General features: G+C 71.2%; 10 protein-coding genes. 5 read left to right on the forward strand and 5 right to left on the reverse strand.

Features of this window, described 5'->3' with window-relative positions; genetic code table 11:
- The 3 genes from IEZ10_RS27865 to IEZ10_RS27875 all read right to left on the reverse strand — a co-directional run.
- Nucleotides 1-282, reverse strand: a 282-nt coding sequence (locus tag IEZ10_RS27865; RefSeq protein WP_189249497.1) for a serine hydrolase, incomplete at its 3' end; no start/stop codon positions are given.
- A gap of 91 nt (nucleotides 283-373) precedes the next feature.
- Entirely contained in the window at nucleotides 374-529 is a 156-nt protein-coding gene (locus tag IEZ10_RS27870) for a hypothetical protein (RefSeq protein ID WP_189249498.1), read from the reverse strand.
- Between the two features lie 11 nt (nucleotides 530-540).
- On the reverse strand, nucleotides 541-1590 hold the full coding sequence (locus IEZ10_RS27875) for an FAD-dependent monooxygenase (protein ID WP_189249499.1): 1050 nt from the start codon (nucleotides 1588-1590) through the stop codon (nucleotides 541-543).
- Between the two features lie 70 nt (nucleotides 1591-1660).
- Here IEZ10_RS27875 and IEZ10_RS27880 point away from each other — a divergent pair, with 70 nt between their 5' ends.
- The 4 genes from IEZ10_RS27880 to IEZ10_RS27895 all read left to right on the forward strand — a co-directional run bounded on the left by IEZ10_RS27880 (nucleotide 1661) and on the right by IEZ10_RS27895 (nucleotide 12019).
- Entirely contained in the window at nucleotides 1661-4447 is a 2787-nt protein-coding gene (locus IEZ10_RS27880; protein WP_229811720.1) for an AfsR/SARP family transcriptional regulator, read from the forward strand.
- A gap of 398 nt (nucleotides 4448-4845) precedes the next feature.
- Nucleotides 4846-6000, forward strand: coding sequence for a coiled-coil domain-containing protein (locus IEZ10_RS27885; protein WP_189249500.1), 1155 nt, complete (start codon nucleotides 4846-4848; stop codon nucleotides 5998-6000).
- Nucleotides 6001-6490: 490 nt separating this feature from the next.
- Nucleotides 6491-8425 carry an asparagine synthase (glutamine-hydrolyzing) gene (gene asnB / locus IEZ10_RS27890; protein WP_268246382.1) on the forward strand — a complete coding sequence of 645 codons (1935 nt, stop codon included), beginning with the start codon at nucleotides 6491-6493 and terminating at the stop codon, nucleotides 8423-8425.
- Between the two features lie 408 nt (nucleotides 8426-8833).
- Nucleotides 8834-12019, forward strand: a complete 3186-nt coding sequence (locus IEZ10_RS27895) for an AfsR/SARP family transcriptional regulator (RefSeq protein ID WP_189249502.1) — start codon at nucleotides 8834-8836, stop codon at nucleotides 12017-12019.
- Here the strand turns inward: IEZ10_RS27895 and IEZ10_RS27900 are convergent.
- Together IEZ10_RS27900 and IEZ10_RS27905 are read right to left on the reverse strand one after the other, a co-directional pair.
- A complete protein-coding gene (locus tag IEZ10_RS27900; RefSeq protein ID WP_229811721.1) occupies nucleotides 12016-12195 on the reverse strand; it encodes a hypothetical protein in 180 nt (59 codons plus the stop codon). The genes IEZ10_RS27895 and IEZ10_RS27900 overlap by 4 nt on opposite strands.
- A 136-nt stretch (nucleotides 12196-12331) precedes the next feature.
- On the reverse strand, nucleotides 12332-13801 hold the full coding sequence (locus tag IEZ10_RS27905) for an alpha/beta fold hydrolase (protein WP_189249503.1): 1470 nt from the start codon (nucleotides 13799-13801) through the stop codon (nucleotides 12332-12334).
- Nucleotides 13802-14590: 789 nt separating this feature from the next.
- On the opposite strand from IEZ10_RS27905, the gene IEZ10_RS27910 reads away from it, so the two are divergent.
- Complete coding sequence (locus IEZ10_RS27910) at nucleotides 14591-16021, forward strand: alpha/beta hydrolase family protein (RefSeq protein WP_189249504.1); 1431 nt, start codon at nucleotides 14591-14593, stop codon at nucleotides 16019-16021.
- Nucleotides 16022-16105 lie beyond the last annotated feature (84 nt).

The raw sequence follows: 16105 nt of genomic DNA on the forward strand, positions 1-16105 counted from the left end.
CAGCCCGAGCCTGCCCTCGGCCACCAGCTGCAGCACCACGGTGGCGGTGAAGGTCTTGGTGTTGCTGCCGATCCGGACGTGCCCGTCGGCCGGCGGCGCTTCGGCGCCGCCCAGCTCGCTCGCCCCGGCGGCGCCGACCCACTCGCCCCGCTCGTCGCGCACCCGCAGCGACACCCCGACGAGACCGGAATCGACCATCTCCTGGAGGATCTTCTGCAACTCCGGGCGGCCCTGCCCGGTCCGCGGGGTGTTCTTGTCCTGGTCGGTAAGGGTGATGGACATGATGGTGTGCTCCTTAAGTGTGTTACGAGAAGTCGATTGAACGGGCGAATGGTGAAATGCGGTCCTGTTGGTGCCCGGGTATCCGGACGGCTCAGACCGGGTCGCCCGAGGAGATCGCACCCAGCCTTGGAGCCGCCATCGCTGAACAGTTCATGGCATCCACCATCGCCGACCGCTCTGATATCGGGCCGTTGCCGTCCTGACGCCGCCGCTGACACGACACCGCATGGGCGATGTCGGCGGCCACGCTCCTTTCCGTCAGGTGCCGGACGTCTTTGTCGCCTCTGCGCCCCTGGACTGGTTCTCGGTGATGTAGGGGCGTAGTTCGCGTTCGTAGGCAGGGAATGCGACGGTGTGGTCGCCCGCCGTCTCCACCAGGCGGGTCGCCAGCAGGTGGGCGCCGATCAGGGCCTGGGAGGCGCCCATGCCCGCCGCCGGCGCCACGCAGTATCCGGCGTCGCCGACGAGGACGACGCGGCCGTGTGACCAACGGTCCATGACGATCTGGCAGGCGGAGGAGAAGGAGAAGTCGGGAGCCAGCCGCATATCCTCCAGCAGCCGTGGCACCTCCCACCCCTCGCCGGCGAAGCGCTCGTGGACCAGGCGTTCCTTCGAGTCGCGGTCGAGCCTGTCGATGCCGGGCGAATCGGTGGCGAACGACAGGCTCACGGTCATCCTGCCGGGGTCGCTGGAGCTGAACACGTGGACAGCCCTGCCTGGCGCGCCGTACAGCAGGCCCTCGTGGTCGAGGCCCAGCCGGTTGGCCGTGGTGAAGCCGACACCCGACATGCCCAGGTGTCGTACGAAGTCGCGGTGGGGACCGAAGACGTGGCGGCGAACGTTGGAGTAGACGCCGTCGGCGCCGACCACCAGGTCGAACCTGCGCCCGGCCGCCCTTTCGAACTCGACGCTGACGCTGTCCTCGTCCTGGTCGATCGCGGTGATCGAGTCGTTGAAGACGTAGGAGACGTCGTCGGCGGTGATGCTGTGCAGGATGCGCGTCACATCGGGCTTGAGCACCTCCAGGTCGCCGGCGGACGTCTCCGCAGGCACCTCACCGATCCACTTCCCGTCACCGTCGACCAGCGTGATCGCGCCCATTCCCGTGGCGTGATCGCGCATCTGCGACAGCAGACCCATGCCGTCGAGGACGCCGATCGCCTGGCCGCGGAAGTGGACCGCGTACCCGGTGCCGCGCAACGCGGCGGCGCGCTCCACCACGGTCACCGCGTAGCCCTGCCCATGCAGCCGGTACGCCAGCGACATGCCCGCGACACCCGCACCTGAGATCAGTACGTCTCCGCTCATGTGCACTCCTGTCCTGTACGTCCCGAGGCCTGGAGAAATACTGAGCGAGGGCGTTGATACATTCGCCCATATGATCTCTATGCGCTTCTCGCTCCTGGGCACAGTGGAGGTGAGCGCCGGCGGGCAAGCGCTGGGCGGAGCGCCACGGCATCGCGCGATGCTCGCCTACCTTCTGCTGAACGCGGGAAGCACGGTGAGCACGGACCGGCTGATCGAGGCGATGTGGGGGCCGACCCCACCAGAGACGGCCAAGGCACAGGTCCAGGCGTCGGTGATGGCGATACGCCGGATGCTGCGCGCGGCGCAGGCCGAGAACATCGTGCAGACGCGTCCCGCCGGCTATGCCGCGGTGACCGAGCCGGGCCAGGTGGACGTCCATGAGTTCAGGCGGCTGGCCGCGGGCGACCGCGACGAGATCCGCCAGGCGCTCGCGCTCTGGCGAGGGCAGGCGCTGGCCGACGTGCAGGCCGACTTCGTGCCCGCAACGAGGGCCCTGCTGGAGGAGCAGCGGCTGACGGCTTTGGAACGGCTGGCGGAGCTGGAACTGGAGGCCGGGCGGTATGCCGTGCTGCTTGATGAGCTCGCCGCGGAAGTGGCCGACCACCCGCTGAGGGAGCGCCTACGCGGGCAATACGTGCTGGCGCTGCACCGATCGGGACGGCAGGCGGAGGCGCTGGCGGCCGCACGCGACTACCGCACGACGCTGGCCGAGCAGCAGGGCCTGGACCCCGGCCGGGAGTTCGCAGCCGTCGAAGAGGCGGTGCTGAGAGACGACCGGCCCTCGGTGGTGAGCTTCCTGCCGTACGACGTGCCCGACTTCGCCGGGCGGGAAGCCGAGCTCGAGCGACTCGCCATGCTGCCCGACGGGGTGAGCGTGGTCGCGATCGACGGCATGGGGGGCATCGGCAAGACCACGCTGGCCGTACACGCGGGACACCTGCTCGCCGGGCGCTTCCCCGACGGCGCGCTCTTCGTCGACCTGCAGGCCCACACCGCGGGCCGTGACCCCGTCGATCCCGGCGACGCGCTGGAGATCCTGCTGCGCCAGGTCGGCGTGCCCGCGGAGCGCATCCCACCGGGGACCTCCGAACGTGCCGCGCTGTGGCGCGCCGAGCTGTCGGGCCTGCGCGCCCTGGTCGTCGTCGACAACGCCGCTGACACCCAGCACGTCAGGCCGCTGCTGCCCGGCGGTTCGGGCAGCATGGTCCTGATCACCAGCCGACGTCGGCTGACCGACCTGGACGGCGCCTACGCCATGTCCGTTGACGTTCTCTCAGAACGCGACGCGGTCGAGCTGTTCACCGGAGTCGTCGGGCCGCGCGCGCAGGCGGAGCCCGCCGCCGTCGTCGAGGTCCTGCGCCTGTGCGGGTTCCTGCCGCTGGCCGTGCGAATCGCCGCCGCGCGGCTGCGCCACCGTCCCCGATGGACGGTGGACTACCTCGCCGCACGGCTGCGCGACCAGAGCCGCCGCCTGGCCGAACTGGCCACCGCGGAACGGGGCGTCGCGGCCGCCTTCGCACTGTCGTACGAGCATCTGAGCCCCGACCATCGCCGCATGTTCCGCCTGCTCGGCCTCCACCCCGGCCAGGACATCGACGCCTACGCGGCCGCCGCGCTCGCCGACCTGACCGTCACACGTGCCGAGTCGCTCCTGGAGGACCTGCTGGATGCCCACATGCTCATCCAGCAGGAACCAGGCCGCTACACCTTCCACGACCTCCAACGCGACCACGCCAGGTCAGCGGCCGGGCTGCAGGAGCAGGACGACTCCAGAAACGCCGCCCTGACCAGGCTCTTCACCTTCTACACCCACGTCACGGGCATGGCCGCACTCAAGCGCTCGGACACGGCGCTCCCGATGCCGCACGAGCCCGCGCCAGGCCTGGAGATCCCGCCCCTGTCCGACCGCGCCGACGCCGCGGCCTGGCTGGACGCGGAGCTGCCCGTTCTCCTGGCCGTCGGTGCGTACGCGGCGGAACACGGCTGGCCCGGGCACGTCTTCTTCCTGTCCACGACCCTGTTCCCCTTCCTGGAGGAACGCGGCCGTCGCGGCGCCGCACTCACACTCCATCTCCAAGCCCTTCCAGCGGTGCGGCGGGCAGGCGACCTGCGGAGCGAGGGCCGCACCCTCGCCGACCTGGCCAGAACCCACCACGCCATGGGAAACGTCGCCCAGGCCGTCCGGTACGCCCGCGAGGCGATCACCACCTGCCGGGCGGCCGGCGACCCGGAGGGCGAAGCGGTGGGACATCACTACCTGGGCCACTCGCTCGAACGCCAAGGCGACCTTCATGACGCCCAGGACCACTATCAACAGGCACTGGAACGCTTCCAAGCAGCGGACAACCGCGTCGGCAGAGGGGTCCTCCTGACAGACCTGGGCAGGAACTACGGGGAACTCGGCAAGCCCGACCTGGCCCGCGACTACCTGGAGCAGGCCCAACGGATCAACCATGAGATCGGCAGCCCGACAGGCCTCTGGAACACCCAACTCGCCCTCGGAAACCTCCACAGCGACCAAGGCGAGCACGACGCCGCTCGCCGCGCCTTCCTGCACGCCTACGCGATCAGTCGCGACCTCGGCCCGCACCTGCAGGCCGAGACCCTCAACGCCCTGGGCGCCGCCGCACACGCCATGGGCGACCACAACCAGGCCCTCATCGATCACGACGCCGCACTCGCCATGGCCACGGAGTTCGACGACCCCCACGAAGCCGCCCATGGCCACCTCGGCCTGGCCAGGGCCCGTCACGCACTCGGCCACACCGCCTTGGTCCGCACACACGCCCAGGCGGCGCTCCTCCTGCTCGAAGAACTCGGCCACCCCGCCGCTGACGCCGCCAGAGCCCTCCTCTGACGATTGTTCATAAGACATGTTCGCCGGAACCGCGCTGTATTGCGTCGATACGGGTCATATCGGCCATCGGCACATCGCCTGAGCGGCGCCGATACTCCTGGCAAGGACCCGCCCGGACGTGATGACGGACCACTATCACGTACATGAGCGATCATGACAGCGGGCTGAGTAGGCGATCCGTCCGGCCGGGGGAGCCCGCGCACCACGTCCGCGGACGCGGCCGACCACGATCGTTCTCACCGGGGACCGCTGTGCCGATGCTCCCGGGGGCCGGGTTCCGCACGTGCGGCCGGGCGGATGATCCCAGACACGCGGCCGGCGGACGATCCTCGCGACACGCCCATGCCCGAATTACTGTTTTTTTATTTCTGGAAATTGGAAAAGGCTACGCTCGTCCGGTGGTCAAGGAGGCAGGCGTGGTGACGGCATGCAAGCACTGCGGTGCGCCGATCGAGCAGCGCCCCGGGCGGGGACGTCCCCGGGTCTACTGCCCGCAGGGCGGCTGCCAGGCGATGGCCAAACGGGAGCGGGAGCTGAAGCGGGCCGCGCCGGGCCTGGAGGGCGCGCTGGCGCGGGCCGAGGAGTTCTACGACCGCATGGAGAAGGGCATGGCCGCGGCGATCGCCCCGCTGGCCAAGGCCCTGTCCGACGAGCTGAGCCCGGCCGGGGTGGAGGCCAGGCTCAGCGCCGTGCAGGCCGAGGCGCACGCCCGGGTGGCGCTCGCCCACGCCGAGCGCGAGCAGGCGCTGGAGCAGGTACGGCTCGCCCGCGAGGCCACCGGCCACGCCCGGCGCGAGCGCGACGCCATGGTGCGGCAGGTGGAGGAGGCCAACGCCGAGCGGGACATCGCACTGGCCGACGCCGAGACCGCCAGGGAGCAGGCCCTGGCCGCGCTGCACGAGGCCGCCGCCACCGAGCGCCTGGCCAAGAATGCCGAGCAGCAGGCCCGGCGGCGGGCCGAGCGGGCCGAGGCCGCCATGGACTCGGGCGTGCGGGAGATGTCGGAGCGGGTGGAGGCGGCCGAGACCGCGGCCCGGCAGGCGCAGGCGCGGGCCGCGCACGAGCGGGAACTGGCCGAGCGGGCGCACGCCGAGCGCGACCTGGCCCGGCGGGCGGCGGCGGAGGCCGAGGAGACGCGGGCCGCCGCCGAACGGGCCGTCGCCGCCGCCGAGGCCCGCGCCCGGGTGCTGGAGGCCGAGCGGGACCGGGCGTTGGCCCGCGCCGACGAGGAGGCGCGGGCGCGGGCCAAGGCCCAGGCCGAGGCGTCCGAGGCCAGGATCCGGACGACCCGGGCGGAGCGGCGGGCGGCCGACGCCGAGAAGCGGGCGGCGCGCCGGGTGGCCGAGGCCGCCGACCGGGCCGCGGCCGAGGCAGCCCAGGCCCGCGCGGAGCGGGACGAGGCACGCACCCGGCTGACCCTGGAGCAGATGAGGAGCGCGGACCTGCGCGAGCGGATCGAGGCGCTGCAGGCCGAGGCCGCGGCGCTGCGGGAGCGGGCGGTGACCGCCGAACTGCGCGCCGCCGCCGGGGAGCGTTCGCCCGATCCGCGATGACGGCCCGATGGGCCTTCGGAAAAGGCTGAGCGCAGAAACCGGCGGTAAAAGCTGAGCGCAGAAACCGGCGGTAGCGGCGCGCGACCGGTTCCTCGGGGCCGCCGTCGCCGACAGTTTTGGCCGGATTGGCTAATACCGGCACAACACGCCTTCCGCCGCTTTTGATCATAACGGCGGGCAGGGGCACCTTCGGTTAGGTTCGTCTCACCGAGGCGTTGCCCGGGAAAGGGCACCGTCATGGCGGCGGGAAAACACACCGGTCTCCGGCGCATTGGGCTCACCATCAAGCAGGTGGAGCGGAATGCCTCGGAGCGCGGTCGTCCTCACTCGCCGAGGAGCCGGATACTCAGCCACAAGAGGTACCGATGCACATGCGTTTCCCACGGGGATACAGGCCGATGCGCCTGCCTCTGGCCCAAGAACATCATGTGAGCGTCACGCTCGAAGGCCGCACCGGTCTGTGCTCCCGACTTCCGAAGAGCAGCGACGTATGTGCGGGATAGCCGGGATGGCGTCGCGTTCTGTCCCCGACCTGGAGCTCGTCCGCCGCATGTGCGAGGTGATCACGCACCGGGGCCCCGATGGCGATGGCTTTCACAGCGACGAACACGCGGCGCTCGGCATGCGCCGGCTGGCGATCATCGACCTGACCACGGGCGACCAGCCTGTCTACAACGAAGACACCCGGATCGTGGCCATCTTCAACGGTGAGATCTACAACTTCGCCGAACTGCGGCGGGACTTGATCCGCCGAGGACACCGGATGCGCGCCGCAGGGGACTCCGAATGTCTCGTCCACCTGTACGAGGAGTACGGCGCCGACATGGTCCAGCGGCTCCGTGGGATGTTCGCCTTCGCCCTCTGGGACCGTGACAGGCAGCGGCTGATCCTGGCTCGGGATCGAGTGGGAAAGAAACCGCTCTACTGGCGGGCCGATCACACTTCTATCTGGTTCGCCTCGGAGCTGAAATCCCTGGAGCAGGACCCCCGGATGTCCCGGGAGACAGACCCTGTCGCCCTGCATCACTACCTGAGCTACCAGTATGTTCCGGCTCCGTGGTCGATCTACCAGGGTGTGTACAAGCTCCTTCCCGGACACGTGCTCATCTGGGAGCGGGGCCAGATCACCGTGCGCCGTTACTGGGAGCTGGACCGCACCCCACGGCCGGTGTCCGACGAACAGCAGCAGGAGGAGCGGCTGCGCGAGCTGCTGCTGGAAGCGACCCGGATCCGCATGGTGAGCGAGCGGCCCATTGGAGCGTTCCTGTCAGGTGGAATCGACTCTTCCGCGGTTGTGGCGGCCATGGCCATGCAGAGTCCCGGACAGGTGAAGACGTTCTGCATCGGCTTCGAAGACAGCCGCTACGACGAGCGTCGCAAAGCGCGCCTGGTCGCCGACCGGTATGGCACCGACCACCATGAAATGGTCGTGACGACCAGCCTGCTCGATGTTCTGCCGCGGCTGGCGTGGCACTTCGACGAGCCGTTCGCCGACTCCTCGGCGATTCCCAGCTTCTACGCGGCGCAACTGAGCCGACGGCATGTCACCGTCACACTCAGCGGTGACGGCGGGGACGAGTGTTTCGGTGGCTACCAGCGCTACGCCCTGATGAACCAGGCCGGAAGGATCCCGGCCGTTCCCCGCCCTCTGGCGGCTGCCTCCTCCCGCATCGGCACCGTCTTCGCCGAACGAAGTGCCGCCAGATCACCGTTGCGGCAGCTTGGCCGGCTGATGCGATTCGCCGCCGAGCCTCCGCCGCGGCGTTATCCCAGCCTGATGTCCTGCTTCACGCAGGAGCAGAAGCTCGGGATCTACAGCGAGGCGCTCGGCCACCGACTGGCGGAGGTGGACAGCCACAGTCTGCTGAAGACCGTCTTCGAGAATTCGTCGGCCGACACCGACCTCGGCCGCGTTCTGGATGTCGACACTCTCACCTACCTGCCGAACGACCTGCTGGTGAAGGTCGACATCACCAGCATGGCCAACTCGCTGGAAATCCGCTCCCCGTTCTTGGACCACCATCTGATGGAGTGGGCGGCCACCCTCCCCTCCGCGCTGAAGGTCCGTAACCGCAAGACCAAACTGCTCCTGAAACGGGCGGTCGCCCCCTGGCTGCCCGAGGAGCTGCTGCGCTGTCCGAAACAGGGCTTCGGCGTACCGCTCGCCGCCTGGCTCCGCGGCGAGTTGCGAGAGCTGATCTGCGACGTCCTGACCGACGATACTGCTCGCGGCAGGAATCTGTTCAGGCCATCGGCGGTCCGTGGCCTACTTCAGCGGCACATCGACGGCGCGGATCACGGTGACCAGCTGTGGACACTGCTGCAGCTGGAGCTCTGGCACCGGGCTCATGCGGCCGGAAGCGACCCCGTCGTGACGAAGGCCGAGTGCCCGGCGCCCCAGCCGGTCGGCCCCGAGGAGGTGTAGATCGCGCGGTTGGCGAGTGACTCGTTGAACTTGACGGCCTTCTCCGCGGATCCATGCCCCCTTGAGTTCGTGGGCGAGCGCGATGGCCTCGGGGGTGGGCTCGTCGCCGATGAACTGCGCTCCGACGGGGCTGTCCAACCTGCCGAACGCCAGGGACTTCGCGTCCGGGCGGACCTCGCTGCGCGTCGAGCAGGGCCTCAAGAAGCTCGGTGACCGTCCGCACCCCCGTGACGTGCTGCGGCTGACGCTCGCGGAAATGCTCCCCCTGCATGCCGACGCCCACGCGACCAGCCGGATGAGCGGCGCCTACGTCCTGGAGGCGCTGCACGACGAGGCCGGCCGGCTACGGCCGCTGCCGGCCGTCGCCACGGTTCGGCCCGATCACCGGTGTGCGGGACAATCACCGGTGTGCGAGTCGGACTGCTCGGGCCGTTCGAGGTCCGGAACGGTGATGGAGCCGTGGTGGGGGTTCCCGGGACCCGGCTGCGCGCGCTGCTGGCCGTACTCGCCCTCGAACCGGGACGGGTCGTCACGCGGTCGAGACTGGTCGACTGGATCTGGGGGCGGCGGCCGCCCGCGGACGAGGTGAACGCCCTCCAGGCGCTGGTGTCCAGGCTGCGCAGGGTGTTGCCGGACGGCGTGATCGAGGCGGACTCCGGCGGGTACCGGCTGGCCGTGGCTCCCGACGCCGTGGACGTGTGCCGGTTCGAGAGCCTGGTCGGTCAGGCCCGCGGCGCCGAGCCCGCGGCGCGGGCGGATCTGCTGCGCTCGGCCCTGGCACTGTGGCGCGGCACGGCCATGGAGGACGTCGGGCTGCGCGACAGCGACGCGTTCGACGCCGCGGTCGCGCGCCTGGACGAGCTCCGCGTCGCCGCGCTCGGGGACCGGGTGGAGGCGGACATCCGTCTCGGCCGCGGCTCGGAGCTGGTCTCCGAGCTGACCGGGCTGGTCGCCGCGTATCCGCTGCGGGAGGGGCTCGTGGCGGCCCTGATGCGCTCCCTCGCCGAGACGGGACGCGCGGCCGAGGCACTGACCGTGTACCAGCGGACGCGCGAGCGGCTCGCCGAGGAGCTGGGCGCTGACCCGTCGGCCGGGCTCTCCGCGCTGCACACCGCTCTGCTCAGGGGCGAGCTGGGCGAGCGGGCGGAGAGCCGCAGGACGAACCTGCGCGCCGAGCTGACGAGCTACGTCGGCAAGGACGACGACGTCTTCGCCGTCGCCGAGCTGGCCGGCAGGCACCGGCTGGTCACCCTGACGGGGGCGGGCGGCTCCGGCAAGACGAGGCTGGCCACGGAGACCGCCCGGACGATGCTCGCCGGACTGCCGGACGGGGTGTGGCTGGTCGAACTGGCCCCGGTGCCGGCGGGCGGCGAGCCGGCGCAGGCCGCCCTCACCGCGATCGGCCTGCGTGACCAGGGGCTGCTCGGCGGCGCGCGGGGCGGGGAGCCGATGGACCGGCTCATCGCCGCGGTCCGCGAGCGCGCGGTCCTGCTGGTTCTGGACAACTGCGAGCACGTGATCGAGGCGGCCGCGGCTTTCGCGGACCGGCTCCTGGGGGAGTGCCGGGGTCTGCGGATCCTGGCCACGAGCAGGGAACCGCTCGGCATCACCGGGGAGGTGCTGTGGCAGGTCGAGCCGCTCGCCCCGCCCGCGGAGGGGGCCGGCCCCTCCGAGGCCGCGGCCTCGCCCGCGGTGCGGCTGCTGCGGGACCGCGCGGGCCTGGTGCGCAAGGACATCGGCGCGGACGCGCGCACCCTGTCGGCCATGGCGCGGATCTGCCGGGCGCTCGACGGGATGCCGCTGGCGATCGAACTGGCCGCGGCACGGCTGCGCACCATGTCCGTCGACCAGCTCGCACATCGGCTCGACGACCGGTTCCGCCTGCTGACCGGCGGCAGCCGTACGGCGCTTCCCCGGCACCGGACGCTGCGCGCGGTCGTGGACTGGAGCTGGGATCTGCTGACCGAGGCCGAACGCCGCGTGCTGCGGCGGCTCTCGGTGTTCTCCGGCGGGGCGAGCCTGGAGGCGGCCGAACGGGTGTGCGGGGACGAGACGCTCGCCGGGGAGCAGCTGCTCGACCTGCTGACCGCGCTGGTCGAGAAGTCGCTGCTGCTCGCCGAAGGCGACGGCGCGCCGCGCTACCGGATGCTCGGCACCATCGGGGAGTACGCGGCGCACCGGCTCGCCGAGGCCGGGGAGACCGAGCGGACGCGCCGGGCGCACCTCGCCTGCTTCACCGAGCTGGCCGAGACGGCCGAGCCGCACCTGCGCGGGGCCGGGCAGCTGGAGTGGCTGGCCGTGCTCAGGGCCGAGCACGACAACATCGCCGCGGCCCTGCGCCGGGCGATCGCCGAGGGATGGGCCGAGGAGGCGATGCGGCTGGTCTCGGCCGTGGGCTGGTACTGGTTCCTCAGCGGGCACCGGGCCGAGGGCGCCGAGTTGAGCGTCGCGGCGGCCTCGCTGCCCGGTGAGGTGCCCGACGAGGTGCGGGCGACGGCGTATCTCATCGTGACGGTGTTCGCGACCTCCGGGCCCGGCCGCGACCAGTACCAGGCGCGGGAGTGGATCCTCCGGGCGCACCGGCTCACCCGGCGCGGCGGGCATCGCAACCCTCTGCTCGGGTTCGTCGCTCCGCTGGAGCGGATGCTGCGGGAGCCGGCGGAGTTCCTGCCCGCGTTCGAGCCGCTCATCACCGACGGCGATCCATGGGTGCGCGCGCAGGCCAGGCTCACGCGCGGCCGGCTGCGGCTCACGCACAACGGTGACGAGACCGGCGTGGACACCGACGCCGGGATCGCCCTCGCCGAGTTCCGCGCGCTGGGTGACCGGTCGGGGATCTCGCTGGCGCTGGCCTTCCTGGCCGATCGGCTCGCCATGCGCGGCGAGTTCGCGCGCGCGTGCGAGCACTACGAGGAGGCGGCCGTGGCACTGGCCGAGATGGGTGCGACCGAGGACGTGGTCGGCCTGCGGGCGCGGCAGGCCCAGCTGCACTGGCTGCTCGGCGATGAGCGGGCCTGCGCCTCCGCCATGGCCGAGGCGCAGCGGTGCGCGGACGGGATCGCCTGGCCGGACGCGTACGTGCTCGCCGAGCTGGCGCTTTCGAAGGCGCAACTGGCGTGCTGGCGCGGCGAGCCGGACCGGGTGCGCCGGCACCTGGCGGCGGCCCGGGCGGCGCTGGGCGACGACGGGGAACCGGGCGTCTGGTTCCGCGTCAGGGCCTCGGGCCTGTACGGCCACCTCATCGAGGATCTCGACGAGGCCCGCGCGCACTGGAGCGAGACGCTCCGCGCGACCGCGGAGACGGGGTATCCGCCGGCGATCGCCGGGGTGTTGCTCGGGATCGCGGACCTCGCGCTGCGCCGGGGAGACCATGAGCAGGCCGCGCGGCTGCTCGCGGCGAGCGACGGCGTGCGCGGCACGCCGGACCGTTCGCAGCCGGACGGCACCAGGATCGCCGCGGAGACGCGGAGCCGCCTCGGTGAGGCCGCGTTCGCCGAGGCGACCCGCGACGGCCGGCGACGGGACTGGCGCGAGCTGGCCGAGATCACCCTCGCTTCGGGGCGGGACCCACATCGGAACCGGATCGCACGCTAGGCCGGTTCGGGGAGGCCGGCGTGGGTGGTGAGGTGGTCGGCCAGGGCGGTGAGCTCGCCGGCGTCGCGGCCGAGCCGCTTCATCTCGTACACGGTGAGGATGACGCGGTAGTGCGGAGCATGGGCCTTGATCTGCCGGGCGGTGGTCAGAGAGAAGGATTCGAGACCTCCGGCCATCCCCTGCGACGCGTTGATGATCTTCTATGGGAATCGCTCATTCGTGAGAGCTGTTTGCGTCACCCGATCAACCTGCGCGCCTCCTCAGGGTCCTGCGGTGGTGCTGATCGAGCAGCCGATTCCATCGATATGGCTGTCATTCGGCAGGACAGGCGGTACCCGGCTTGGGCAGCCTCAGGTCGGTCAGGTACGTGGTGGCGTGTTGGATGGGGCATTTCTTGCCCGACAGGTACATGACATGGCCAGGCCCGTCGTAGCCGACGGTCACTGAGCCCGGGATCATCCTGGTGAAGCTCTCGGTCCATGCGTGGTCGCCCCACGTGCTGCCTACTCCCAGGAATGGCGGCAGGCCGCGAGTCGGCAGCGGGCGGGACGGGTTGGCGACCGCTAGCGGCCAACCGGTGCATCCGAGCGCGTCGAATGAGGCTGCTCCGAAGTTCGGCGAGACCTTCTGCGCCTGACGGCGGAACTTCTGCAACTGCGCGTAGCTGCTGTAGCCACGGTCATCTGCGCACGTCATCGCCAGCGCTCCGGGGGCGGCCCAGATCCGCGCGTTGCCGAGAGCGAAATCGGCGAAACCGGACCCGTCCCCGCCCCGGGCCTTGTCGACCGCCTCGGCGAAGGCCAGCCACCGAGAGTTGTCCGGTCCGGGGTCGCTGATGAAGCCGAAGCTCCTCAGATGCCATCCGGTCAGCTTGCCCTTGCCGAACTCGGACGACGTGACCGGGATCGGCCTGCGATCGGCGTCTCGAATGAGCTTGCGCCAGACCGCCCCGGCGTCCTGTCCGTGCAATGCGCAGGCGGGGGTGTCCGCACACCAGGTGGTGAATCTGGTGAAGACCCGTTCCAGGACGGGCAGAGTCCGCAGCGCCTGGTCGCGCCAGCCGTCGACCTGGTTGATCGTCCCGTCGAGATACATGGCTCGGATGCGCCGCGGGAACAGCCGGGCATAGGCGGCGGCGGGCACCCCTCCGTAGGAGTTGGCCATGAAGCTCAGCCGTTCCTCGCCCAGAGCCTCGCGAACCGCGTCCATGTCTCTGGCCGCCGACAGAGAGTCCATGTGGGCGAACAGGCTGGTCCTGTCCGCGTTCTGGCAGGCTTTGAGGCCCTTGGTCATCGCCGCGGCCAATGCCTTGTACTGCTTTTGGCTCTGTGGCTCGAACAGTGACGTCCCGGGCTGCATGCAGGATGGCGGCATCTGATCGCGCCACACGGTGGTGCGCGGCTTGTAGGCGACGAGGTCGAACCTGCGGCCTAGTTCGGTGAGGTCGGTCGCGGCGCGCTTCAGGTCGTCGATCCCGTTGGCCCCGGGACCGCCGGGGATGCCCAGTACGCTGCCGATCCGGTGCACAGGCTCGGTGGCGGGCAGCCGGGCCAGGTCCAGTTCGACCTTCGGCCCGTCCGGCCTGGCCCAGTCCACGGGCACCTCGATCGCAGCACACTGCATGCCCGCCGGTATGTCCTGGCCGGCGCAGTCTCGCCAGGTCGGCTGCGCATCCCGAGCGGCGGAGACCTCCGGGATCATTCCTGCCAGCGCCGCCACCGTTACACCGATGACCAGCCCTCTGGTCCTGCCGCGCCTGCGCCGCTGCTTGGTCGTCGTCATGGTGATCACTCTGGTGACACCGACCGGATGGCCGCCACCGGGACGTCCTCCGTGTTGGTTTCGGGATGTCCCCACGGGCTGTCCGGCTGTTCTCGCGCGTGCGTGTCCGTCAGGCTGGACGGCGTGCGGCGTCTGGCGGGGAGGAGCGCGAGACGGTTTCGGTCCGGGACGACTCGGAGGTGGTGCTGGCGGAGATGGTCACCTTCAACTCGGAGCTGATCGTGGCCGACAGCGAGGCGGAGAAGCCGAAATACGTGAAGCCGAAGCCGTCGCCACGAGTTCGGCGTCGAACACGGTCACGTTCGGGGCAGGCAGCGCTGCCCGTACCGCGGTGAAGGTGCGCTCGATCGCCGGGCCGGGGTGACCCGCATGAGGTTGGGCGGTCATGGTGGCGGCTCCTTTCTCTTGCTCCTGACAGCCTGCCGAGCAGGGGGAGGATCTGCGTTCCCTTGGGCAGCACGACCTTGCCGTGGCCGGCCCCGGCAAAGGCGCCACCGCCACCCGGCAACTCCGCGGCCCCGACGCCCGCGACGAGGACGACTCCCGGTAGAGAGCCATGCCCCCAGTGGGGTCCTTCACCCGAACACGCCCTGAACGCCAGGTAGGCCGGGCGAGTGTCCGTCCGGAGGCGCCAGGTAGGCCGGGCGAGCGTCCGCCCGGAGGCGCCAGGACCACCGGGCCCTACGACCCCGGTCGCAGACCGGTCGTGAGAGGTCATACCGAGGTCGCGCGCAACTCTCCACATCGGGGCCGTTGTCCGGCTGAGGTCACTCCGCCACGGTGATCAACATGACTGTGACCGTATTCTTCGGCCTGTCCCTCGCAGAGCTCTCGGCCTTGGCGGCCGCCGTCGTGCTGGTGCTGGCCCGCTGGCTGCCGCCCGGCGCGCGCCGACCCTCGACGTGGGCTGGTGCGGCAGCCCTCGCGGTGTCCGCGATCGTGCTGGCCGTGCTCGGGATCCGCTGGCAGCTCATACCCGTCCTCGCGGGCGGGGCCGTCGCGCTGACGTTCGCCGCTCCCTCCCTGCCGAGGCGGCATGCCGGGCGGCCCGCACGGCGGGCTCGGTGGTGGCCGGCCCTGCCGGGGTCGGCGGCATGTCTGGCTCTGGTTCTCGCGGGCGCGGCGGCGGCGTGGGCACTACCCCGGCCCGTGTTCCCCAAGCCGTCGGGCGCATACGCCGTCGGCACCACCGTCGTGCAGTGGACCGACCTCGATCGAGCGGAAACCGCCACGTCCCGGACCGATGACAAGCGGACGGTCGTCGTCCAGCTCTGGTATCCCGCGCAGCGTGATCCTGCCGCCCGGCGGGCGTGGTACTTGGGCCGTACGGCGCAGGAGGCACGGCTCGTCGCCCGCGGCGAGGCCGACTACCTCGGCCTTCCGAGCTTCATCCTCGACGAGGCGGCACGCGCCCACACGCGCTCAGTGCCCGACACCCCGGTGGCCGCCGGAGGCGGCCGGTTCCCCGTGGTCCTGTTCTCGCCCGGGCTCGGAGGCGTGCGCACCCAAAGCACCGCCTGGGCCGAGGAACTGGCCGGCCGCGGCTACGTCGTGGCGGCCCTCGACCACCCGTACGACTCAGCCGTCGTCACCCTCACCGACGGCCAGACGATCCGCACCCGGGTCACGTCCACCGGCGACCAGGCGGAGGACGACAGGCGCGCGGCCGGGTGGACAGCGGTCAGGGCCGCCGACCTCGGCTTCGTCCTCACCCAGCTCGGCCGCCTGGACCGCGGTGAGATCCCGGGCCTTCTGACCGGGCGGCTCGACATCCACCGGGCCGCGGCGACCGGCCACTCCCTCGGGGGCGCCGCCGCCCTGCAGGCCGCCCGCCAGGACCCCCGGTTCGCAGCCGTCATCGACATGGACGGCTTCCCGCGAGACCCCGCACCGCAACCGTTCGACCAGCCCGTGCTCGCGCTCACCCACGACGTGAAGCCGGGCGAGGAGCCGGACTACATCCCTCGCCTCACGCGGGTGCTCCAGCTCAGCACGGCGACGAGCTACCGGCTCACCGTCCCCGGTTCGGCACATCTCACCTTCACCGACGCTCCGCTCTTCCTGCCGCCGCTGCCCACGCTCATCGGCTCCCTCGGTCGGACCACCGGGCCGCGTATCACCGCAGCGGCCACCGTCGCCTTCCTCGACGCCGTACTCCGAGGCGAATCCGGCGACCTGGCCGCAGCCCTATCCAGGTACGGCCACCTAACCGTCCTTTGACGCGCTCCCCGGCCTGAAAGCCGGAGCACCGGCCCGCATTTCGGTAGCACGCGGTGTCGTGTCAGCGGCCGTGTCAGTACGGCG

This window comes from Streptosporangium pseudovulgare (genome assembly GCF_014648055.1).
In the GTDB taxonomy this organism is placed as follows: domain Bacteria; phylum Actinomycetota; class Actinomycetes; order Streptosporangiales; family Streptosporangiaceae; genus Streptosporangium; species Streptosporangium pseudovulgare.